Source organism: Streptomyces polyrhachis (genome assembly GCF_042663125.1).
Taxonomy (GTDB): domain Bacteria; phylum Actinomycetota; class Actinomycetes; order Streptomycetales; family Streptomycetaceae; genus Streptomyces; species Streptomyces polyrhachii.
The window spans coordinates 101413-123863 of sequence record NZ_JBHSZO010000012.1; the positions used below are offsets into that span (position 1 = coordinate 101413).

Genomic DNA, 22451 nt, shown 5'->3' on the forward strand with positions numbered 1-22451 from the left:
GCGGTTTCCGCGCGGCAGGCGACCCGGCAGACGGCTGACCGGGGCTTTGCCGCGCCCCGGCGCCGTAAACACCCTCCGCGCCCCATCACGGCAAGGTCACGATGCACGGCCGACCTTGGAAGGCGGTATTGCGGAGGACTGGGCGCAGGCGTAGGACAGTTGGCACGGGACGGGCTCCTTGGAGGCTGACATGCAGAGGTCTGACACGTCGATCCGCTCGCGGCGCCGCGCCGGCCGCGCGGCACTGGCCCTCGCCGGCGCGGGCCTGCTGGCCCTGTGCGCGGCGGGCTGCGGCGACGACGGCGGCAAGGACAGCGGCAACGGCAAGAACACCGAGGGGTCCGGGGACGGGGTGGCCCTGCCCCGGTTGGACGGGACGACGCTGCAGGTCGGCGCCGTGTGGACGGGCGCCGAGAAGGACAACTTCACGATGGTGCTGGACGAGTTCGCCAAGCGCACCGGCGCCAAGGTCGACTTCGTCCCCACCGGTGACAACGTCGCCGGCTTCGTGGCGACCCAGGTCGCGGGCGGCAGCGCGCCGGACGTGGTGATGGTGCCGCAGGTGGGCGTGCTCGGGGAGTTCGCCCAGAAGGGCTGGGCCAAGCCGCTGGGCGCCGAGGCCAAGGCGGAGCTGGGCAGGAACTTCTCCCAGGGCTGGCAGGACCTCGGCAGCGTGGACGGCGAGCAGTACGGCGTCTACTGGAAGGCCGCCAACAAGTCCCTGATGTGGTACAGCCCGGCGGCGTTCGAGGCCGCGGGCGTACAGGAGCCCAAGACCTGGGACGAGCTGCTGCGGACCGCGCAGACCATCTCCGACTCCGGTGTCCAGCCGCTCTCGGTCGGCGGCGCGGACGGCTGGACCCTCACCGACTGGTTCGAGAACGTCTACCTCTCGCAGGCGGGCCCGGAGAAGTACGACCAACTGGCCAAGCACGAGATCGCGTGGACGGACCCCTCCGTCAAGGACGCGCTCACCTCGCTCGCCCAACTGTGGGGAAACGACGACCTGTTGGCGGGCGGCAAGGCCGGCGCGCTGAAGACCGACTACCCCGACTCGATGAAGAAGCCCTTCACCGACCCCGACGCCCCCGAGGCGGCGATGGCCTTCGAGGGCGACTTCTCGGCGGCGGCCATCGGCGAGACCGGCGCGAAGATCGGTACGGACGCCAAGGTCTTCCCCTTCCCCCCGGTCGGCGACACCTCCCCGGTGGTGACCGGCGGCGACGCGGCCGTGGCGCTGAAGGACGGCAAGGGCGCCCAGGCGCTGCTGACCTGGCTGGCCTCGCCCGAGGCGGCGGAGATCTGGGCCAAGCAGGGCGGCTACCTCTCCCCCAACAAGAACACCGACCTGGCGGTCTACCCCGACGAGGTGCAGCGCACCAGCGCCGAGGCGCTGATCGCCGCCGGTGACAGCGTCCGCTTCGACATGTCCGACCAGGCGCCCGCCGCCTTCGGCGGCACCAAGGGCGACGGCGAGTGGAAGGCGCTGCAGGACTTCCTCGCCAAGCCCGACGACGTGGCCGGTGCGCAGAAAGCGCTGGAGGCCGAAGCGGCCGCGGCGTTCAAGAGCTGACGGCCGGCCGTGTCGAGCGCCGCCACCGCGGCCCCGGGCGGGGCGGGCGGCGGGGACCCCGCCACCGAGGCCCCCGCCGCCCGTACGCCCTCGGGCCCGCACAGGTCAGTGACGAAGTCGCGGGGTTGGGCGGTCGGGGTCTTCCTGCTGCCCGCCCTCGCGCTGCTGGGCGCCCTGGTCGCCTACCCGATCGTCTACTCCGTCTACCGCAGCCTCTTCGACAAGGGCGGCTCCTCCTTCGTCGGCCTGGACAACTACACCGAGGTCTTCACCAACGAGGCGTTCTTCACAGCCGTCCGCAACAACCTGATCTGGGTGGCCGTCGCCCCCGCGGTCTGCACGGCGCTGGGGCTGATCTTCGCCGTCCTGACCGAACGGGTGCGCTGGGGAACGGCGTTCAAGCTGGTCGTCTTCATGCCGATGGCCATCTCGATGCTGGCGGCGGGCATCATCTTCCGCCTGGTGTACGAGTCGGACCCGGACCGGGGCGTCGCCAACGCCATGTGGACGACCGTCCACGACACCTTCGCCGACGGCGCCCCCTGGCCGGGCGCCCGGGGCCGGGCGACCCCGAACGCCCCGCTGGAGAAGACCGGGAGCGACTTCACCACCAGGGAGGCGGTCCGCTCCGGCACCCCGGCGCTGCTGCCGGTCGTGGGGGTACGGCCCACCGCGGTCACCGCCGCCCAGCCGGCCGGGCGCCCCGCCGCGGACGCCGCCGGCGTCACCGGCACCGTATGGCTGGACGTACTGCCGCCGCGGGCCGGACGCAACAACCAGAGCGCCGTCGACGACGGCGAGAAGGCCCTCGCGGGCATCACCGTCCAGGCGGTAAAGGGCGGCGAGGTGGTCGCGAGTGCCACGACCGCCGCGGACGGCACCTTCGCCCTGCCCGCCTCGGCCGACGGGGCCCACCTGCGCCTGCCGGCCGCCAACTTCGCGCAGAAGTACAACGGCGTGTACTGGCTCGGCCCCTCCGTCGTCACCTGGGGCGTGATGAGCAGCTACGTCTGGATGTGGGCCGGCTTCGCGATGGTGCTGATCGCCGCCGGCCTGGCCGCCGTCCCGCGCGAGCTGCTGGAGGCCGCCCGGGTCGACGGGGCCACCGAGTGGCAGGTCTTCCGCCGCATCACGGTGCCGGTGCTGGCCCCGGTGCTGGTGGTGGTCATGGTCACCCTCATGATCAACGTGCTGAAGATCTTCGACCTGGTCTACGTCATCGCCCCCAACGAGTCGGCCGACGAGGCCACCGTGCTGGCGGTGCTCCTCTACAACGTCGGCATCGGCACCTCCGACCCGGACCACGGCATCGGCAGCGCCATCGCGGTGCTGCTGCTCCTGCTGGTCATCCCCGTGATGATCGTCAACATCCGCCGCCTGCGGAGGGAGACCCGCCGATGACCGCCACCGCTCCCCCCGCGCCCGCCACCGCGGCCCCCGAAGTGCCGCGCCCCCGGCGCTCGTTGGGAGCCCGGCTCTCCGCCCGCGCGGGCGGCGGGCTGATGCGGCTCTTCCTGGTCCTGGTGGCGCTGTTCTGGCTGATGCCGACCCTGGGCCTGCTGCTGTCCTCCTTCCGCGATCCGGCGGACTTCTCCCGCGACGGCTGGTGGACGGTGCTGACCGCGCCCGCGGAGCTGACCGCCGCCAACTACGAGGCGCTGCTGGGCAACGACGCGGTGATGGAGTCGCTGCTCACCACCGTGCTGATCACCGTGCCGTCCACGCTGCTGGTGGTGCTGATCGGTTCGCTGGCCGGCTACGCCTTCGCCTGGATGGACTTCCCCGGCCGGGACTGGTGGTTCCTGGCCGTCGTCGGGCTGCTGGTGGTGCCGGTGCAGGTGGCGCTGATCCCGCTGGCCCGGCTCTTCGGCGACCTCGGGATCTTCCACACCATCGCCGGAGTGGTGCTCTTCCACACGGCGTTCGGGCTGCCGTTCGCCATCTTCCTGCTGCGCAACTTCTTCGCGGAGATCCCCCGGGAGCTGCTGGAGGCCGCGCGGCTGGACGGGGCGGGCGAGTTCCGGCTGTTCTTGCGGGTGGTGCTGCCGCTGGGCGGGGCGGCCATCGCGGCGCTGGGCATCTTCCAGTTCCTGTGGGTCTGGAACGACATGCTGATCGCCCTGATCTTCGCCGATCCGGCCAAACCGCCGATCACGGTGGCGCTGCAGCAGGAGGTGCGCCAGTTCGGCTCCAACTTCGACGTGATCGCCCCGGGCGGCTTCATCTCGATGATCGTCCCGCTGATCGTCTTCTTCGCCTTCCAGCGGCAGTTCGTCTCGGGGGTGATGGCCGGCGCGGTGAAGTGACGGTTTCTCGTACGGGGTTGGGGCACGGGCGGGGTTGGGGCACGGGCTCGGCTGCGGGACTCAGCGCCGCCGGGTGAGGACCACGAGGCGGCCGAGGGGGTCGATGGCGCCGGTGGAGGTGAAGCGGCGCAGTCCCCGGCGGTAGTCGATCCGGGGCAGCAGCAGCCCCGCCGGGACGCTCGCCGCGCGGATCACGCCGAGGGCGTGGATCCGCAGCCCCAGCGGCCACATTGCGGGCAGCTCCCAGGGCTTGACCCGCACCACGATCTCGGTGCCGCCGGGTGAGGGCGCGAGGCTGACCAGGTCGGCCCGCGCCCCGTGGTTGACCCGCACGGGGGCGTCGCCCATGGCGATCAGGTCGGTCATCGAGCTGCGGGCGATCAGCATCAGCGCCTGCAGCCGGCCGCCCGCGTCCATCTCCCAGATGGCGGAGGCCAGTTCGAAGCGCTGGGTGGCGAGGCGGCGGGCGGTGGTCTCGGTGACGTCGAAGAACTCGTCGCCGATGAGCCGCTCGGGGTCGAAGAACTCCGGGCAGCCGACGTAGGCGCGGTCATCCCGTACGAGGATCGCGGGCTCGCTGCCGATGCTGGTGACCGTCATGGCTGGCGCCTCCACTAGGGCGTGTTCTGTCGCCGGGCCAACGCGGCGCGCCGGGCGGCCGTCACGTCCCCCCGAACAGCCCCACCCGGTCGGCGCATTACGCACCTCATCGGCTGATTGGGGGCCGGTACGACGGTACGGTCGGCGTTCATCGGGCCGGGCGCCCGCGCTCCGGAGGCGGCGGTCCGTACGGCGTCGGCGCAGGTCGGGGCCGGGTGGCGGAGAGCCGGCAGCAAGGTCATCTTCCATGCGGCAGACGGCAGTCGATCACCTGAGGCCGGGATACGGGGTCCCCGCCACGGGTGACCGTACGCACACCTGAGCCGGAGACGTACCCTCAGCGCTCGTAGGGTCCCGGCACGGGGAAGTACGCCTCCAGGAACGCCCGCATGACCGCCGCCTGCTCCTCCGCCGGGACGTCCGCCTCCGGTCCCTCGCCGAGGCAGAACGCGTCCTTGCCGCGCGTCGCCAGCAGCCGGCTGAGCTGGGCCTGCTGCTCGCGCCTGCCCATGTCCACATAGCCGTAGCGCAGGCTGCCCGGCACCGCGCTGCCGGTGAGGTAGCCGTAGTGGTGGGCCAGGGAGGACAGCGGCGCCACGTCGCGCCAACCGCGCAGCGGGGAGCGGGCGGTGCGGCCCAGCGCCTCGGGGAACTCCTCGTGCATCCGCTCCAGCACACTGCGGCGCAGGGCGTGCGGGGTGTGCAGGAAGCAGTGGGTGGCGGCGACCCCGAAGCGGCTCCGCAGCAGCTCCCGGTTGTTCTTGGCCGCCGCGAAGACCGGCTCGTCGTGCTCGGTGGCCGCGCCCGCGGGGACGGCCGTGGGGGACCAGAAGAAGCGGGTGGCGCCGTTGGAGTGGAAGAAGGCGCCGGGGGTGAGGGTGCGGCCGAGGAAGACGTCGTCGTTGACGTAGAGGAAGTGCTCGCTCAGACCCTCGATGCGGTGCAACTGGCTCTCGATGGCATGGGAGTTGAAGACCGGCAGCGCGTCCGGCTCGGCGAAGACGTCCCGGTGCGCGACGAGCTCCAGCCCCGGGTGCTCCGCCGCCAGCCACTCGGGCCGCTGGTCGTCCGTGACCAGGAAGACGCGCCGGATCCACGGCGCGTACATCGCCAGCGAGCGCAGGCTGTAGCGCAGTTCGTCGCGGTTGCGGAAGCGCACCGGGGCGTCGCCCGCGACGGCGCTCCCGGCCGCATCCAGGCCCAGCCCGGCCCGGCGGGCGTCCAGGCGGGTGCGCCAGGCGGGGTCGGTGTCGTCGACCCAGGTGTAGACGGCGTCGACGGGGAAGTCGAGGTCGGTGACGAGCGGGGCGGTGAAGCACTCCAGCGTGGTGCGCTCGCGGCCGCCGGCGCGGGTCGCGGTGTCGGGGCGCAGGGCGGGCAGGGTGGTGCCCAGGGCGTGCGGGCGGGTGGGAGTGGTGGGCGTGCCGGTCTCGTCCCGGTCCCAGAACTCGATGTCGCAGCCGAAGAGCGGCCCGTAGCGCAGGGTGCGGCCGGCCGTGACGCAGGGCCGGTAGAGCCGCAGACCGGCCGTCTCCCCCAACTCCGGGGTCCTTTCCGCCAGTACGGCGCCGGGGGCGTCCGTCGCCGGGTTCAGCAGCTCCGCGTAGACCGCCTGGCCGGCGTAGGCCGCCGCGAGGGCCTCGTACACCTGCTGCCGCAGTGCGGCGTCGACGGCGAGGCGGCGGTGGGGGTGGCCGGTGGTGGTGCGCAGCAGGACGTAGGGGATCGCGGCGGATTCGAGGGCGTCGGCGGCGAGGTCGAGGTTGGCCTCGTAGGCGTCGCCGGCCCGCAGGTCGTCGCGGATCTCGGCGAGTTGGCCCGCCGAGCGGACAAGTCGCCGCAAGGGGAGAGCCGTTCGCATCAGCTCGTCCTCGCGCTCGCGCTGCTCCCCCCGCGAGGGCGAGAGCGGCGAGGCGGTGGCCTGCGGCTGGAAGCCGCCGCCCGCCACCGCCTGCCGGCGGGCCGCGCGGTCCGCGCGCCGGGCCTGGCGGCGGGGGTCGAGGCGCTGGTCGTACAGCTCACGCAGGAGCGCCTCCCAGCGGGCGTCGACCTCGCGGGCCGCGAAGCGCCCGGCGCCCCGGGCGGCGTTCTCCCCCAGGGTGTGCAGCAGGTGCTCGTCGCCCATCAGCCGGCCCATGGCCGCCGCGAGCGCCTCGGTGTCGCCCGGCGGCACCAGCAGCCCGTCCACCCCGTGCCGGATGATCTCCACCGGCCCGCTGGGCACGTCGTACGCGACCGCCGGCACGCCCGCCGCCAGTGCCTCGGCCAGCACCAGTCCGAAGCCCTCCGCCGTCGAGGGGAGCACGGCGAGGGACGCCTTGGCCCACTCGTCGGCCATGTGCCGGGTGGCGCCGAGGAGTTCGACATGGTTGTGCAGCCCCAGCTCGCCGACCAGCCGCCGCACCCGCCCCGTCAGCGGGCCGTCGCCGAAGATCCGCAGCCGCCAGCCGGGGTGCTCCACCCGCGCCTTGGCGAAGGCGATGACGGCGTGGTCGATCCGCTTGTCGGCCACCAGCCGGCCGGCCACCACGACCGTGCGGCCGGCGCGCGAGGAGCGCGGGCGAAAGCCCTCCGGCAGCGCGTTGGGGATGACCTCCAGTCGGGGCGCGCAGGCGCCGAGGGACTCCGCCAGCCAGCCCCGGGTCCAGTCGGTCGGTACGACCACCGCGTCCATCTCCGGCGCCCGCGCCAGCAGCGGTCCGCCGGTGTCGCCGCGTACCTGCGAGGCGCGGTGCTCCTGGTGGACGGTGAGGACGCCGGCCGGCGCCAGGTCCGCCACCGCCGACATCAGGGCCGGTGAGGTGGTGATCACCGCGTCCGCGTCCAAGGAGCGCAGTGCCAGGGCGAGTTCGGCGTCGGAGAGGCCGTCGAAGGCCGGCTCCCAGCGCGGGTCGACGATCGTGCTGCGCCGGGCGGCGAGCGCCCGGCACTCGTCCTCGCCGAGCGTGTGCGCGCGCACCGGGCGCGGCCAGGGGCCCGTACGGTCGACGAGATAGCGCACGCGCACGCCGTCGCCCGCCGCGAAGAAGGACTCCTCGCGGGTGCGGAAGACGCCGAGCACCTCCACCTCGTGCCCGGCGGCGGCGAGATGGCGCGCCTGGGTGAGGACGGCGCGCTCGGTGCCGCCCATCTCGTCGATCCAGGTGATGAGGAAGGTCAGCTTCATGGCCGGTGCGGGGGTCTGCGCGGGGCGCTGCGCCGGGCTCTGCGTCGGGCTCTTCGCGGGGCTCGGTGTCATGTCAGGCGCTCCGCGGTGAGGGCGAGCCGGCCGGTGGGGGTGTAGTACGGGGCGACGCGCACGCGCAGCCCCGAGGGGTCGAGCAGCAGCCGGTCGGGCAGCCGGAAGACCTTCTTCGGCGCGGCGACGTCCGTGCGCAGCCGGCCCATCCGCAGCGGCCGGCCGCCGCCGGGCAGGCGCAGGCGCAGGTCGTACGTCTGCTCGCGGACCGCCTGCGCCAGCGGGCCGGGACCGAGGTGGGCGGTGAAGCGGTCGCCGTCCCAGCGGGTGGGCAGCTCGACCGTGAACTCCCCGCTCCTGAGCGCCAGTTCGGCCACCGCTCCGGCCGGGGAGGCGCCCAGGAGCCGCCCCCGTACGGTCACGCGGGTCCAGCCGACCTCGACGTCCTCGACCTCCGCGCCGGGCGCCGGGGGTGTGCGGCGCAGGGCCGCGGCGCCCTGCTCGCGGCCCCCTTCCCGGCACAGGCCCACCGGTGCGCCGGGGCCGGGAAGGGTCGGGCCGTCGCCGCGCGGGGCGGGGACGTCCACGGCGTAGCGGCGGGGGCGGCCCCGTACGGGGGTGACCTCGACGCGCAGCGGGACGGTGCCGTCGATGTGGGCGGCGCTGAACGTACCGGCGCCCAGCGTCAGTTCACCGAAGCCGTCCAGGTGCGCGGTGGCCGTGTCGTCGGGCAGGCGCAGGCAGATGTTGAGCGTCCGGCCGTCGAGTACGGACAGGTGCGCGGCGCGCAGCCGGGGCAGCGGGCGGCGCAGCAGGGTGGCGATCAGGCGGCGCGCGCTCACTCCCCCTCCCCCAGCTCGTAGGGGCTGGGGATCGGGAAGTACGCCTCCAGGAAGGGCCGCAGCAGCGCGGTGTGCCCGGCGGTGTCCTCCTCCTGGGAGAGGGTGTCGTTGACGCAGAAGACGGTGCGGTCGCGGCGGGCCAGCAGTCTGTCCAGTCTCGCCCCCGCGTTGGGGTGGGAGAGGTCGAGGTAGGCGTAGCGGATGCGGGCGCTGGTCGCGCGGCCGGTGAAGAAGGCGTAGTAGTGGTGCAGCGAGGAGGGGATGGCCAGGTCCTCGCGGCTGCGGAAGCGGTGGGAGGCCGTGGCGGCGTGCTCGGCGGCGAACTCCCGCTCGATCTCCTCCAGTACGCTCCGGCGCAGCGCGTGCGGGGTGTGCTTCATCTTCTGCACGGGCGTCGCGCCGAAGCGGCGTTCGATCAGGGCGCGGTTGTTCTTGGCGGCGACGGAGACGGGGACGTCCTCGTCGCCGGGGGCGCCGAGGGGGACCAGCGCCGGGGAGGGGAAGTACTTCGTCAGCCCGTTGGCCAGGAAGAAGTCCTGGGGCAGCGCCTCCGCGCCGAGGAAGACGTCGTCGTTGAAGTAGAGGAAGTGCTCGCTCAGGCCCTCGATGCGGTGCAACTGGCTCTCGATGGCGTGGGAGTTGAAGGTCGGCAGCACGTCCGGGTCGCGGAAGACCTCGCGGTGGCTGACGACGCGCAGGCTCGGATGGGCGGTGTCCAGCCAGGAGGGCACCTGGTCGTCGGTGACCAGGTAGACGTTGCGGATCCAGGGCGCGTACGTGGCCAACGACCGCAGGGAGTAGCGCAGTTCGTCGTGGTCGGCGTACCGGGCGGCGTTGGCGGCCTCCGCGTGGTAGGCCGTCCCGCTGTAGCGGGCGCGCCGGCGCAGCCAGGCGGGGTCCGAGCCGTCGACCCAGGTGTAGACCGCGTCGACGGGGAAGCGGACGTCGTCGGGCAGCGGGCTGGTGAACTCCGCGCGGGTGCGGACCTTCAGCCGCCCGCAGCCCCAGTCGCTCGCGTCGGGCAGTGTCACGGGCTCGGCGTGCGCCGCGACCGACTCGGTGACGCGCTCGGGCCGCGGCGCGTAGAGCCGCTCGCCCTCCTGCGTCCAGAACTCCACCTCGCAGGCGTAGCGCTCACCCAGTACGGGCGCCCCGAACGCGGTGGTACGGAACCACGTCAGCGCGAGCACCGGCGCCCCGGCGACCCGCCGCCAGCCGGCCGCCTCGAACCCGGGCACGGGCGGGCGCCCCGGCACTCCCACATAGGCGGGCTGCGCCTTGGCCAGCCGCGCCAGCGCCCCGACCGCCCGGCGCCGCTGCGGCTCGGGCACGGCGACCACGCTGGGCCCGCGGGGCCTGCCCCGCACCACGAAGAAGTCGACGCCCGCACCCTTGAGCGCCCGCGTGACCGCCACCAGCCCCGCCCGCCGCGCGTGCACCGGCGAGAGGTCGCGCTGCACGTGCGCGATCCGCGGCTGCCCGCCGTCCACCACCACGACCCGCCCCGGCACCCGCGCCAGCTCACCCCACCGCCGCGCCAGCGCGGCGGCCCGCAGCCGCCCCACCTGCCGCGCGGGCGCGGCCCTGGCGATCCGCGCCTTGATGTCCCGCCGCAGTTGCACGGAGTACCGATCGGCGATAACCCGCCGCAGCGACACGGGAACAGCCCGCCGATAGGCGGCCACAACGGCAGACGTCTCAGGATTGACACGGGGCTCCACGGTCACCATTTGACCTGAATACCCGAATTAGCCCATTCCGATCAAGCAGAAACGCGGCACACCCTCACCCCCCACGCATGGCGGCACCCGACAACCGAACCCCACCGGAACCCCGGTCGGCCCGGCGTTCGAGAACCCAGCCCAACCGGAATCCCAGCCCGCCCGCACCCGACAACCCAGCCCGACCCGAATCCCAGCCTGCTTGCACCCGACAACCCAGCCCGACCGCAATCCCAGCCCGCCCGCACCCGACAACCCAGCGCAACCGCAATCCCAGCCCGCCCGGCGTTTGAGGGCGAGCGCCGCCAGGCGCGACGGGGGTCTGGGGGCGCAGCCCCCAGAACACCCGACCGCGTCAGCCCCTCACCGGTTGCTGCGAAGCAGCGTCCGCATCGTCCGCATAGCCACCGACAGGTTCGCCAGATCGAAGGAGTCCGAGTTCTGGATCTCCTCCAACGTCGCCCGCGCCCGCCCGAGAATCGCCGCGTTCTTCTGCTCCCACGCCTTGAACCGCTCCTCCGGCGTGGCCGACGCCTCGACCTCGACGGCGAGCACGTCCGCCGCCAGCAGCTGATGCGCCGCGTACAGGTCCTCCCGGATCGACGCCCGCGCCATCGACTGCCAGCGGTCGGAGCGCGGCAGTTCGATCACCCGGTCCATCAGCTGGCTGATCCGCAGTCGGTCCGCGAGGTCGTAGTAGACGTCCGCGACCTCCATCGCGTCCATGCCCATCCGGTCCGCGACCGCGACCACGTCCAGGATCGGGAACGCGGAGGAGAAGCCGGCCACCCGCTGCGCCAGCTCCGCCGGCACCCCGCCGGCGACCAGCTCGTCGTGGACCTTCTGGTACCACTCCAGGTCCGCCCCGCGCAGCAGCTGCGGCAGCCGCTCCCAGACCTCGCCGACGCGCTCGGAGAAGAACTCGATCGTCTCCGTGAGCTGCAGCGGCTGCGGCCGGTTGTTGAGCAGCCAGCGCGTCCCGCGCTCGACGAGCCGCCGCGAGTGCAGCCGGATCCGCGTCTGCACCTCCGCCGGCACCTCGTTGTCCAGCGCCTCGACCGCGGCCCAGAACTCCCCGAGCCGGAAGATCGCCCGCGCCGCGGTGTGCGCCCGCACGACCTCCTCGGTGGACGCCCCGCTCTCCTCGCGCAGCCGGTGCAGGAAGGTCGTACCACCGAAGTTGAGCGTGTCGTTGACCAGCACCGTGGTGATGATCTCCCGCCGCAGCGGATGCGCCTTGATCTGCTCGGCGAAGCGCTCGCGCACGTCCTCCGGGAAGTACTCGAAGAGCAGCCCCTCCAGGTACGGGTCGTCCGGCAGCCCGGTGGCGATCAGCTCCTCGGCGGCGGTGATCTTCACGTACGCCAGCAGCACGGCCAGCTCGGGCTGGGTGAGCCCCAGTCCCGCCGCCTGCCGATCGCGGATCTGCTTGTCGGACGGCAGGAACTCCAGCGCCCGGTCCAGCTGCCCCTCGCGGCCCAGCCTGCGCATCAGCCGCGCCTGCGCGTGCAGCAGCTCGGGGGCCTGGGCGGCGGCGTTGGCCAGCGCGGTGTTCTGCGCGTAGTTGGTGCGCAGCACCAGCTGGGCCACCTCGTCCGTCATCTCGGCCAGCAGCTTGTTGCGCTGCTTGACGGTCATGTCCCCGTCCGCGACGACCGAGTTGAGCAGGATCTTGATGTTCACCTCGTGGTCGGAGGTGTCCACACCCGCGCTGTTGTCGATGGCGTCGGTGTTCATCCGCCCGCCGGTGCCCTCGGGACCGCCCTCGCGGGAGAACTCGATCCGGCCGAGCTGGGTGGCGCCCAGGTTGCCGCCCTCGCCGATGACCTTGGCGCGCACGTCGGCGCCGTTGACGCGGATCGCGTCGTTGGCCTTGTCGCCGACGTCGGCGTGGGTCTCGGCGGTGGACTTCACGTACGTGCCGATGCCGCCGTTCCACAGCAGGTCCACCGGGGCCCGCAGGATCGCCTTCATCAGCTCGGCCGGGGTCATCTTGGCGACGGGCTCCTCGATGCCCAGCGCCGCGCGGAGCCTGGCACTCACCGGGATCGACTTCGCGGTACGGGGGAAGACGCCGCCGCCCGCGGAGATCAGCCCGGTGTCGTAGTCGGCCCACGAGGAGCGCGGCAGCTCGAAGAGGCGGCGGCGCTCGGCGTAGCCGACGGCGGCGTCCGGCTCGGGGTCGACGAAGATGTGCCGGTGGTCGAAGGCGGCCACCAACCGGATGTGCTCGCTGAGCAGCATGCCGTTGCCGAAGACGTCGCCGGACATGTCGCCGATGCCCACCGCGGTGAAGTCCTCGGTCTGGGTGTCGACGCCCAGCTCGCGGAAGTGCCGCTCGACCGACTCCCAGGCACCGCGGGCGGTGATGCCCATGCCCTTGTGGTCGTAGCCGGCGGAGCCACCGGAGGCGAAGGCGTCGCCGAGCCAGAAGCCGTAGTCCTGGGCGACCTCGTTGGCGATGTCGGAGAACGTCGCGGTGCCCTTGTCGGCCGCGACCACCAGGTAGGTGTCGTCCTCGTCGTGGCGGACCACACTCTCGGGGTGCACGACCTGGCCGCCGACGAGGTTGTCGGTGATGTCGAGCATGCCGGAGATGAAGGTCTTGTAGCTGGCGATGCCCTCCGCCAGCCACGCCTCGCGGTCGGCGGCCGGATCGGGCAGCTGCTTGCCGACGAAGCCGCCCTTGGCGCCCACGGGGACGATGACGGTGTTCTTGACCTCCTGCGCCTTCACCAGGCCCAGGACCTCGGTGCGGAAGTCCTCCCGCCGGTCCGACCAGCGCAGGCCGCCGCGCGCGACCTTGCCGAAGCGCAGGTGCACACCCTCCACCCGGGGCGAGTACACCCAGATCTCGTACGCCGGACGGGGCGCCGGCAGATCGGGGATGGCCTGCGGGTCGAGCTTGAAGGAGACGTAGGAGTGGGGCCGGCCGGCGCTGTCCTGCTGGAAGTAGTTCGTCCGCAGGGTCGCCTTGATGACCGTGAGGAAGGCGCGCAGGATGCGGTCCTCGTCCAGCGAGGCGACCTGGTCGAGCGCGCCGTCCAGCTCCTCGAGGATCCCGTCGGTCAGCTCGGTGCCCGCCCGCTGGTGGTCGGGGGACATCCGCGCCTGGAAGAGGCTGACCAGCAGCCGGGTGGTGTGGACGTTGTCGCGGAGGGTGTCCTCCATGTACGACTGGCTGAACGTGGAGCCCGCCTGGCGCAGGTACTTGGCGTAGGCGCGCAGCACCATCACCTCGCGCCAGTCCAGCCCGGCGCGCAGCACCAGGGCGTTGAAGCCGTCGTTCTCCGCCTCGCCGTTCCAGACGGCCGTGAAGGTGTCCTGGAAGCGCTCGCGGGCGTCGTCGCCCAGCTCATGGGAGCCGCCGCCGGGGGCGGGCGGCAGGACCAGGCCGAAGTCGGAGACCCAGGCGTGGGTGCCGTCGGCGCAGCGCAGCTCGTAGGGCCGCTCCTCGACGACCTCCACGCCCAGGTTCTGCAGCACCGGCAGCACCTTGGTCAGCGAGAACGGCGCCCCGGCCCCGTAGACCTTCAGCCGCCGCTGGTCGTGGGCGGCACCCACCGGCTCGTAGAGGCTGAGGGTGAAGGGCTCCTTGCCGCCGGCGGAGGTCAGCTGCTCGAAGCGCTGCAGGTCGGCGACCGCCGTGCGGGGGGTGAAGTCGGCCTTGTAGCCCTCGGGGAAGGCCTCGGCGTACCGGCGGGCCAGCTCCGAGCCGCGCTCCTCGCCGCACTCGGCGATCAGCGCCTCGGCGAAGCCGTCCGTCCAGGAGCGGGAGGCCTCCGCCAGCCTGGTCTCGATACGGGCCACGTCGGCGTCCGTCAGCTCCCGCAGCGCGGTGCCGGGCTCGACGCGGATGACGAAGTGCAGCCGGGAGAGGACCGACTCGGTGTTCCAGGCGGTGAAGTCGACGGAGGTGCCGCCCAGCTCCTCCTTGAGGATGTTGATCAGCCGCAGCCGCACGGCGGTGGTGTAGCGGTCGCGCGGCAGGTAGACCAGCGCCGAGTAGTAGCGCCCGTAGTCCTCCTGGCGCAGGAAGAGCCGCAGCCGGCGGCGCTCCTGCAGGTAGAGCACGCTGGTGGCGATCGGCATCAGCTCCGCGGCCGGCGTCTGGAACAGCTCGTCGCGCGGGTAGGTCTCCAGGATCTGCAGCAGGTCGCGGCCGTCGTGGCTGTTGGGGGTGAAGCCGGCCCGGTTCAGCACCTCGGCGACCTTGCGCCGGATCACGGGCACGCGGCGCACCGACTCGGTGTACGCGGCGGAGGAGAACAGGCCGAGGAAGCGGCGCTCGCCCACCACGTTGCCCGCGGCGTCGAACTTCTTCACGCCGATGTAGTCGAGGTAGGCCGGCCGGTGGACGGTGGCGCGGCTGTTGGCCTTGGTCAGCACCAGCAGCTTGTGCTCGCGGGCCTTGGCACGGGCCTCGGCGGGCAGCCGGTGGAAGGACTCGCTCGTGCCGCCGGGGCTCTCCTGGTGGCGGGGGTCGGAGCGCAGGATGCCCAGGCCCGTCCCCGGTACGGCGGTCAGCTCGCCGTCGGGCTCCTCGCCCGGCTTCTCCGGGGAGAGGCGGTACTCGCGGTAGCCCAGGAAGGTGAAGTGGTCGCCGGCCAGCCAGCGCATCAGCTCGCGGGCCTCCTCCACCTCCCGCTCGGGGATGTCCTGCGGCAGCGGCTCGTCGGCCAGGTCGTCGGCGATCCGCAGCGCGGCGTCGCGCATCTTCTGCCAGTCCTCGACGGACTCGCGGACGTCGGACAGGACGCTCTGCAGGTCGGCGGCGATCTGCTTGAGGTCGCCGCGGTCGGTCTCGCGGTCCATCTCGACGTGGATCCACGACTCGGTGAGGGCGTCGTGCGGGAGCTGGCCGCTGGACTTGGGCAGCACCTCCAGCAGCTTGCCCGTGACGTCACGGCGCACGATCACCTGGGGGTGGATCACCAGGTGGATGCCGCGGCCCTGGCGCGTCAGCTCGTTGGTGACGGAGTCGACCAGGAAGGGCATGTCGTCGGTGACGACCTCGACCACGGAGTGGCTGGAGGTCCAGCCGTTCTCCTCGACGGTCGGGGTGTGCACCTTGATGTTGGCCGTGCCCTGGGGGCGGTTCTGGGCCAGCCGGTAGTGGGAGACAGCGGCGCCGAAGGCGTCGACCGGGTCCCGGTCGACGAGGTCCTCGGCAGCAGCGTGCAGGTAGTAGCGCTGGAGGTACGCGGCGAGGGCGTCGGGGGCGAGTCCCCCCTCACCCTTCTCGGCGACCTCGGCGGCTCGGTCGAGCAGCTCTGCCTTGGCTTCGTCCAGCTTGGTCTGCATGTCCTCTGACTCCTGTCGCGCGCCGTTGCGTGACGTCGTGGGGTACGTGCCCTGCGGATGTGGGGACCCGGGCGGCACACCGCCACCCGGCGCCTTCGGCCGGTGTGGACACTGTGCCGACATAAGAGAAGACCGGGCCCTTGTCAGCCGTCGGGGACGGAGGGCACCGGTCGAGCGCGTCAGCGGAGCCCCGGGGCCGGTCCGGCTCCGGGACGAAGGCTGGGGCTTCGGTGCTCCGGCCGGCTATCGCGCTGATCACGCGCACCAGGCTATCGCCCCGTGGGGGGAACGCGTCATGAGCCGTATGTGTACAAATATGAGCGGCGTTTTTTGCCGATACGGACAGTGCGCCCATCCCGCGGCCCCCCTCCTGCTCTCGCGTGCCTCTCCACCCCGGGAGGAACCTGCCGGCCACCGCGGCGCGCCCCCGGACGCTCACGCCACGAGGCCCCGGGCTATCTCCACCGCCTCCGCGAGGGTGTCCGCCACCGGCACCCCCGCGCGGGCCAGGCTGGCCCTGCTGTGCGAGCCGCCGGTGTAGAGGACCGCGTGCGCGCCGGCCTGGGCCGCCGCCCGGGCGTCGTCCACCGCGTCGCCGATCACCACCGCACGCTCCGGGGCCAGCCCCTCCAACGCGCCGCCCAGCGCGGTCAGATGCCGCACCATGTGCTCGCCCTTCGCGCCGCCGTTGGGCCCGGTGATCCCGTCGACGCGCACGAAGCGCTCGGCGATCCCGTGCTCATCGAGCAGCGGCACCAGCTTCCCGTGCGGGGCCAGCGAGCACACCGACTGCGTGCTCCCCGCCGCCTGCCAGTCCGCCAGCAGCTCGGCGGCACCTTCCGCCAGCCCCGACTTCGCCGCGAAGCGCCAGTAGTACCGGTGGAAGGACTCGTCCATGACCGCCCACTCCTCGGCCGTCGGCAGCCGCCCCATCAGCCGCTCGTAGAACTTCGGAACGGGCACGCAGTACAGCTCGCGATACCGCTCCAACGTGATCGGGGGCAGCCCCAGCTCCGCGAACGAGGCGTTCGTCGCCTCGATCACGGCGTCGATGTCATGGAACAGCGTGCCGTTCCAGTCCCATACAAGATGTGCCATGCCTCCGACCGTACCCCGCGTCCCCCACGCCCCGTCGACGCCTGTGGAAAACCTCGGTTACGGGCACGAAAGCACAGCTCAGATCAGGTTCGGGAGTTCCTGCACTCCGAACCAGAGCAGCTCGACGCCCTCGACGTCCCCGGCTCCCCCGACGGCGGCGGCGACCTCGGCCCGGGCCTCGTCGGCGTCCACGTGCAGGGCCGCCGCGAGGCGCAGCGCAACGGCGCGCTCGATACGTACCGCACCGACGAAGTCCGCGGACTCGGCGTCGGCATCAGCACCAGCGCCCGAGGCGCCCCCGGCGTGCGGGACGACGGCCCCGTCCGGCAGCTCCACGGCGACGACCACCCGCCGGCGCGGGGCGTCCGGGTCGCCGGCGAGCAGGCGCAGGCTGGCGGCGGCGGCCCGGCCGAGCGCCGCGTACTCCAGCTCCTCGATGTCGTCGGAGGCGTACCACTCGCGCAGCTCCGGGGTGACGGCGTACCCGGTCAGCGGGCCGGGGCCCAGCTCTCCGGCCTTGTGGGCCCCGGCCAGGGCGGGAAGCGTCAGGGGTACGTACACGCGCATGGCTGAAGCATAGGCCCGCGCTGACGCGACATCCCTCGTACGGGTGGACTCGCCGGCGCCCGCACAGCACCCCATCCCCCGTTTTCAGCCCGTCTACAGAAACGTATCTCCTCGGGTCCCCTCACCCTGATAGGTGAATTTCCCGGCCGCCCCCGAGCGGATTGCCCACTGTCAGTGCTCCCGGCTACAAGTGCTGTCGACAGCCACAGCACGCACTCACGGGGGTGACCAGCGTGACCAGGACCAGCAGGACAGGCAGGACAGACAGGACCAGGGGCCCGGCGCAGGGCAGGCCGGCGAACCGCGCGGAGACGACCCGGCCGGCGACCGCCCGCCGCTCCGGCCCGCCGGGCAGGCGCGATCCGCGCCGCCCGGGGGATCTGCGCATCCCCGGGCTGCCCAGGGAGCTGCATCCGCAGGAGTGGTTCGCCCAGCGGCTGCTGCTCACCCTGAGCGGCCAGAAGCCGGTGCACTGGATGCTCGGCCACACCGTCGGCGACGCCTACGAGCAGCTGCTGGCGCTCGCCCCGGGCCTGCCGCTGAGCGGCCCGGTGCGCCCGCAGCTCACCGCCTGCCGGGCCAGCAGCCCCGCGGCGGACGTCATCGAGGCCCACGCCTGTATCGCGTACGGACCGGGCAGGCGCCGCGCGCTGGCCTTCCGCCTCGAACGCGGCCCGGACGCCCGCTGGCGCTGCGCGGCCGTGGAGGTGGGCCCGCGCCCCGGACCGCAGGAGCAGGAGCGGGAGGCCGCCCCGTAGCCGCCCCGGGGAGGCCCGGGAAAACAGGCCGGCCCCCTCGCCGCACCGCGAAGGGTGCGACGAAGGGGCCGGCCGCCGTACGACGTGTCCCGGCCGGGACTACTTCTTGCGGCGACGCCCGCCCCCGCGCTGCGCCTTGCGGCGCTCCGCGCGCGTCAGACCGTCCGCCTCGGAGCGCACCGGGCCCTCGCCCGTCTCGAACTCGCCCTCCTCGACGCCGCCCTCGGCGGTCGGCGCGGAGAAGTGCAGCCTGTCCGGGCGCTGCGGCGCCTCCAGCCCCTTGGCCTTGATGGCCGGACGCGCTCCGGCCGGAGCGGCGTCCTCGGCGCCGTCCGCGGCGGGCGCCGCGTCCGCGACGGGGACCTCCTCGACCTGCTGCTCGACCTGGACCTCCAGGTTGAACAGATAGCCGACGGACTCCTCCTTGATGCCCTCCATCATGGCGGTGAACATGTCGAAGCCCTCGCGCTGGTACTCCACCAGCGGGTCCTTCTGGGCCATCGCCCGCAGGCCGATGCCCTCCTGGAGGTAGTCCATCTCGTAGAGGTGCTCACGCCACTTGCGGTCGAGCACCGACAGCACGACCCGCCGCTCCAGCTCCCGCATGATCTCGGAGCCGAGCTGCTTCTCCCGCGCCGCGTACTGCGCGTTGATGTCGTCCTTGACCGTCTCCTCGATGAACTCGCCGGTGATGCCCGCCCGGTCGCCCGCGGCCTCCTCCAGCTCCTCGACGGTCACGGAGATCGGGTAGAGCTGCTTGAAGGCGCCCCACAGCCGGTCCAGGTCCCACTCCTCGGCGAAGCCCTCCTGGGTCTCGGCCTCGATGTAGGCGTCGATGGTGTCGTTCATGAAGTGCTGGATCTGCTCGTGCAGGTCCTCGCCCTCCAGTACGCGCCGGCGCTCGCCGTAGATGACCTCGCGCTGGCGGTTGAGCACCTCGTCGTACTTCAGGACGTTCTTGCGGGTCTCGAAGTTCTGCTGCTCGACCTGCGACTGGGCGGAGGCGATGGCACGGGTGACCATCTTGTTCTCGATCGGCACATCGTCGGGCACGTTCGCCATCGACATCACGCGCTCGACCATCTGCGCCTTGAACAGCCGCATCAGGTCGTCGCCCAGCGAGAGGTAGAAGCGGGACTCGCCCGGGTCGCCCTGGCGGCCGGAGCGGCCGCGCAGCTGGTTGTCGATCCGGCGCGACTCGTGCCGCTCGGTGCCCAGCACGTACAGGCCGCCGAGCTCCTTGACCTCGTCGTGCTCGGCCTTCACGGCCTCCTCGGCCCGCTCCATCGCGGCGGGCAGCGCGGCGGCCCACTCCTCGGCGTTGTCCACCGGGTCCAGACCGCGCTGGCGCAGCTCCGCCTCGGCGAGGTCCTCGGGGTTGCCGCCGAGCTTGATGTCCGTACCGCGGCCGGCCATGTTCGTGGCGACCGTGACGGCGCCGCGGCGGCCGGCCTGAGCGACGATCACGGCCTCGCGGGAGTGCTGCTTGGCGTTGAGGACCTCGTGCGGCACGCCGCGCTTGGCGAGCTGCTGCGAGAGGTACTCGGACTTCTCCACGGAGGTCGTGCCGACCAGGACCGGCTGGCCCTTCTCGTGCTTCTCCGCGATGTCGTCGACGACGGCGTCGAACTTCGCCGGCTCGGTGCGGTAGATCAGGTCGGACTGGTCGATGCGGGCGAGGTCGCGGTGGGTGGGGATGGGCACCACGCCGAGCTTGTAGATCTGCTGGAACTCGGCGGCCTCGGTCATCGCCGTACCGGTCATGCCGGAGAGGCCGTCGTAGAGGCGGAAGTAGTTCTGCAGGGTGATCGTGGCGAGGGTCTGGTTCTCGTCCTTGATGTCCACCCCCTCCTTCGCCTCGATCGCCTGGTGCATGCCCTCGTTGTAGCGGCGGCCGGCGAGCATGCGGCCGGTGTGCTCGTCGACGATGAGGACCTCGCCGTCGATGACGACGTAGTCCTTGTCCTTCTTGAACAGCTCCTTGGCCTTGATGGCGTTGTTCAGGTAGCCGACGAGGGGGGTGTTGACCGACTCGTAGAGGTTGTCGATGCCGAGGTAGTTCTCGACCTTGGCGACGCCCGACTCGTGGATGCCGACCGTGCGCTTCTTCTCGTCGACCGAGTAGTCGCCGGTCTCGGCCTTGCCCAGGCGCGGGTCGCCCGGCTCGCCCTTCTTCAGCCGCGTGACGAGCCTGGCGAAGTCGGCGTACCACTTGGTCGCCTGGTCCGCCGGGCCGGAGATGATCAGCGGGGTACGGGCCTCGTCGACCAGGATGGAGTCGACCTCGTCCACGACGGCGAAGTTGTGGCCGCGCTGGACCAGTTCGTCCTTCGACCACGCCATGTTGTCGCGCAGGTAGTCGAAGCCGAACTCGTTGTTCGTGCCGTAGGTGATGTCGCGGGCGTACATCTCGCGGCGCTGGGCCGGCGGCATGTTGGCGACGATGCAGCCCACGGAGAGGCCGAGGAACTGGTGCACCCGGCCCATCCACTCCGAGTCGCGCTGCGCCAGGTAGTCGTTCACCGTGATCAGGTGGACGCCCTTGCCGGAGATGGCGTTGAGGTACGCGGGCAGGGTGCCCACCAGCGTCTTGCCCTCGCCGGTCTTCATCTCCGCGACGTAACCGAGGTGCAGCGCGGCGCCGCCCATCAGCTGCACGTCGTAGTGGCGCTGGCCGAGGACGCGCTTGGCGGCCTCGCGCACGGTGGCGAACGCCTCCGGCATCAGGTCATCGAGGCTCTCGCCGTCCGCGTAGCGCTCCTTGTACTCCTCCGTCAGCGCGCGCAGTTCCGCGTCGGAGAGGTTCACGAAGTCCTCTTCGATGGAATTGACCTGGTCCGCGATGCGGTGCAGCTTGCGCAGGATCTTGCCTTCACCTGCACGCAGGATCTTTCCGAAGACGGACACTTGGGCTGGCTCCTTGCCGGTCGGGCCTGGCACGGTCGAATGCGCTGGGCACGGCCTGTTTCGGGGGATGGACACCGCGTCCACCCCGGCCGCACCGGCCATCGTATGCGAGGGAGCACCCGTGCCGGGAGGGCTGTCCCCCCGCCGGCTGCCCACACGTGCCGTATCGGTGCCGCGAAGCCGCACCCTCGCCGATGGGCGCCTTCCCTGTCAACGCACCCACCCCGCCGAAAGTGCCGCACATCACGCCCGGCCGGGACCTTGCGGGCGCCCGGCGGCACCAGGCCCGCCGTCCGGGAGGGCGCGGTAGGGCCCCGGGCGGCCCGATTGTCAGTGGTACCGCCTAGCCTCGGCCGCATGGAGTTCCTCACCGCCGACGAGGCTCGGCGCGCAGCCCTGCACGCCCAGGGTTTCCTGGGCGCCCCGGACCGCCGGGGCGGGGTGCGCGGCCTGCTGCGCCGGCTCGGCTCGGTCCAGCTGGACACGATCTCGGTGCTCGCGCGCTCGCACGAGCTGGTGCCGTACGCCAGGCTCGGCGCGGTCGGCAGGGCGGGCGTGGAGGAGGCGTACTGGTCGGGGGGCGGCTCGTTCGAGTACTGGTCGCATGCCGCCTGCGTGCTGCCGATGGAGGACTGGCCGCTCTTCGCCTTCCGCCGCCGGGCCTTCCGCGAGCGGGGCTTCCGCTGGCATCAGCTGCGCGACCGCGAGGCGTCCGTCGCGGCCGTCGTCGACCGCCTGCGCTCCGACGGCCCGCTGACCTCCACGGAGCTGGGCGGTGCGAAGAACGGCGGCCCGTGGTGGGACTGGTCGGAGACCAAGATCGCGGTGGAGTGGCTGCTGGACACCGGCGAGGTGGTCTGCGCTCAGCGGCGCGGCTGGAAGCGCGTCTACGACCTCGCCGAGCGCGCCGTCCCGGACGCCCTGCGCCATGACGACCTGGACGACGGCGAGTGTGTGCGCCGCCTGCTCGTGCAGGCGGGCCGCGCCCTGGGCGTGGCCACCCGGGCGGACCTCGCCGACTACCACCGCCTCAAGGCGGCCCAGGTGGACGCGGCGCTCGCGGACACAGGTCTGGTGGAGGTGGAGGTGGAGGGCTGGGGCAAGCGCGCCTGGGCCGATCCCGGGGCGCTGGCGAGCGCACCGCGCGGCCGGCACCGCACCACGCTGCTCTCGCCCTTCGACTCCCTGGTCTGGGACCGGGCGCGCACGGAGCGGATCTTCGGCCTCACCCACCGCCTGGAGGCGTACGTCCCCAAGTCCCGCCGGGTGTACGGCTACTTCGCCATGCCGGTGCTCTCCGGCGGCCGGCTCGTCGCCCGGGTCGACCCGGCCCGGGAGGGCACCACGCTGGTCGCCCGCCACATCTCGCTCGGCACGGACGGTCCGGGCGCCCGCACCCCGGCGCAGCTCCCCCACCGGGCGGTCGCGCCCACGGCGGCCGCGCTGCGCGAGGCGGCGACCTGGGTATCCGCCACGGACATCCGCGTGGAGCGCGTCACCCCGCCGGAGCTGGCCCCGGCGATGGCGGCGGCGCTCAGCGGCTGACGGCCTGACGAGAGTTATCCACAGGGGGTCGCGAGAGCCCCCGGCCTCCCGG

Annotated in this window: 13 protein-coding genes; 5 read left to right on the forward strand and 8 right to left on the reverse strand. The window is 72.6% G+C overall.

Going from position 1 to position 22451, the window contains the following annotated elements; translation table 11 throughout:
* The first annotated feature begins 190 nt into the window (after positions 1–190).
* Genes ACFQLX_RS10225 through ACFQLX_RS10235 form a run of 3 tightly spaced genes read left to right on the forward strand, consistent with a single transcriptional unit; the run spans position 191 to position 3879 of the window.
* The gene (locus tag ACFQLX_RS10225; protein WP_386413909.1) at positions 191–1573 is read left to right on the forward strand and encodes an ABC transporter substrate-binding protein; all 1383 of its coding nucleotides are present in this window, start codon (positions 191–193) and stop codon (positions 1571–1573) included.
* A 9-nt stretch (positions 1574–1582) separates the two neighbouring features.
* The gene (locus tag ACFQLX_RS10230; protein WP_386413910.1) at positions 1583–2974 is read left to right on the forward strand and encodes a carbohydrate ABC transporter permease; all 1392 of its coding nucleotides are present in this window, start codon (positions 1583–1585) and stop codon (positions 2972–2974) included.
* On the forward strand, positions 2971–3879 hold the full coding sequence (locus ACFQLX_RS10235; RefSeq protein WP_386413911.1) for a carbohydrate ABC transporter permease: 909 nt from the start codon (positions 2971–2973) through the stop codon (positions 3877–3879). The genes ACFQLX_RS10230 and ACFQLX_RS10235 overlap by 4 nt, the downstream gene beginning before the upstream one ends.
* A gap of 60 nt (positions 3880–3939) precedes the next feature.
* On the opposite strand, the gene ACFQLX_RS10240 is transcribed toward ACFQLX_RS10235, so the two are convergent.
* The 7 genes from ACFQLX_RS10240 to ACFQLX_RS10270 all read right to left on the reverse strand — a co-directional run bounded on the left by ACFQLX_RS10240 (position 3940) and on the right by ACFQLX_RS10270 (position 17189).
* Positions 3940–4479, reverse strand: a complete 540-nt coding sequence (locus ACFQLX_RS10240) for a hypothetical protein (RefSeq protein WP_386413912.1) — start codon at positions 4477–4479, stop codon at positions 3940–3942.
* A 337-nt stretch (positions 4480–4816) separates the two neighbouring features.
* Complete coding sequence (locus ACFQLX_RS10245; protein WP_386413913.1) at positions 4817–7717, reverse strand: stealth conserved region 3 domain-containing protein; 2901 nt, start codon at positions 7715–7717, stop codon at positions 4817–4819.
* Entirely contained in the window at positions 7714–8499 is a 786-nt protein-coding gene (locus tag ACFQLX_RS10250) for a hypothetical protein (RefSeq protein WP_386413914.1), read from the reverse strand. The genes ACFQLX_RS10245 and ACFQLX_RS10250 overlap by 4 nt, the downstream gene beginning before the upstream one ends.
* On the reverse strand, positions 8496–10121 hold the full coding sequence (locus ACFQLX_RS10255; protein WP_386413915.1) for a stealth family protein: 1626 nt from the start codon (positions 10119–10121) through the stop codon (positions 8496–8498). Before ACFQLX_RS10255 ends, ACFQLX_RS10250 begins: the two co-directional genes overlap by 4 nt.
* Positions 10122–10583: 462 nt before the next feature.
* Entirely contained in the window at positions 10584–15524 is a 4941-nt protein-coding gene (locus ACFQLX_RS10260) for an NAD-glutamate dehydrogenase (protein ID WP_386413916.1), read from the reverse strand.
* A gap of 435 nt (positions 15525–15959) precedes the next feature.
* Positions 15960–16622: an HAD family hydrolase gene (locus ACFQLX_RS10265; protein ID WP_386413917.1), complete on the reverse strand. Its 663-nt coding sequence runs from the start codon at positions 16620–16622 to the stop codon at positions 15960–15962.
* 78 nt (positions 16623–16700) lie between these two features.
* The gene (locus ACFQLX_RS10270) at positions 16701–17189 is read right to left on the reverse strand and encodes a DUF6912 family protein (RefSeq protein WP_386413918.1); all 489 of its coding nucleotides are present in this window, start codon (positions 17187–17189) and stop codon (positions 16701–16703) included.
* Between the two features lie 233 nt (positions 17190–17422).
* On the opposite strand from ACFQLX_RS10270, the gene ACFQLX_RS10275 reads away from it, so the two are divergent.
* Positions 17423–17947 (forward strand): Rv3235 family protein, encoded by a 525-nt coding sequence (locus tag ACFQLX_RS10275; protein ID WP_386413919.1) that lies wholly within the window; start codon positions 17423–17425, stop codon positions 17945–17947.
* Positions 17948–18046: 99 nt separating this feature from the next.
* Here the strand turns inward: ACFQLX_RS10275 and secA are convergent, their stop codons facing one another.
* Complete coding sequence (secA, locus tag ACFQLX_RS10280) at positions 18047–20854, reverse strand: preprotein translocase subunit SecA (protein ID WP_386413920.1); 2808 nt, start codon at positions 20852–20854, stop codon at positions 18047–18049.
* Positions 20855–21211: 357 nt separating this feature from the next.
* Here secA and ACFQLX_RS10285 point away from each other — a divergent pair, with 357 nt between their 5' ends.
* Positions 21212–22399 carry a winged helix-turn-helix domain-containing protein gene (locus ACFQLX_RS10285; RefSeq protein ID WP_386413921.1) on the forward strand — a complete coding sequence of 396 codons (1188 nt, stop codon included), beginning with the start codon at positions 21212–21214 and terminating at the stop codon, positions 22397–22399.
* Positions 22400–22451: the final 52 nt, after the last annotated feature.

Bases quoted from the DNA above. Each gene is read 5' to 3' on its own strand.
- ACFQLX_RS10240 (WP_386413912.1), bottom strand. From the start codon at position 4,479: ATGACGGTCACCAGCATCGGCAGCGAGCCCGCGATCCTCGTACGGGAT.
- ACFQLX_RS10245 (WP_386413913.1), bottom strand. From the start codon at position 7,717: ATGACACCGAGCCCCGCGAAGAGCCCGACGCAGAGCCCGGCGCAGCGC.
- ACFQLX_RS10270 (WP_386413918.1), bottom strand. From the start codon at position 17,189: ATGCGCGTGTACGTACCCCTGACGCTTCCCGCCCTGGCCGGGGCCCAC.
- ACFQLX_RS10225 (WP_386413909.1), top strand. From the start codon at position 191: ATGCAGAGGTCTGACACGTCGATCCGCTCGCGGCGCCGCGCCGGCCGC.
- ACFQLX_RS10235 (WP_386413911.1), top strand. From the start codon at position 2,971: ATGACCGCCACCGCTCCCCCCGCGCCCGCCACCGCGGCCCCCGAAGTG.
- ACFQLX_RS10265 (WP_386413917.1), bottom strand. From the start codon at position 16,622: ATGGCACATCTTGTATGGGACTGGAACGGCACGCTGTTCCATGACATC.
- ACFQLX_RS10285 (WP_386413921.1), top strand. From the start codon at position 21,212: ATGGAGTTCCTCACCGCCGACGAGGCTCGGCGCGCAGCCCTGCACGCC.
- ACFQLX_RS10260 (WP_386413916.1), bottom strand. From the start codon at position 15,524: ATGCAGACCAAGCTGGACGAAGCCAAGGCAGAGCTGCTCGACCGAGCC.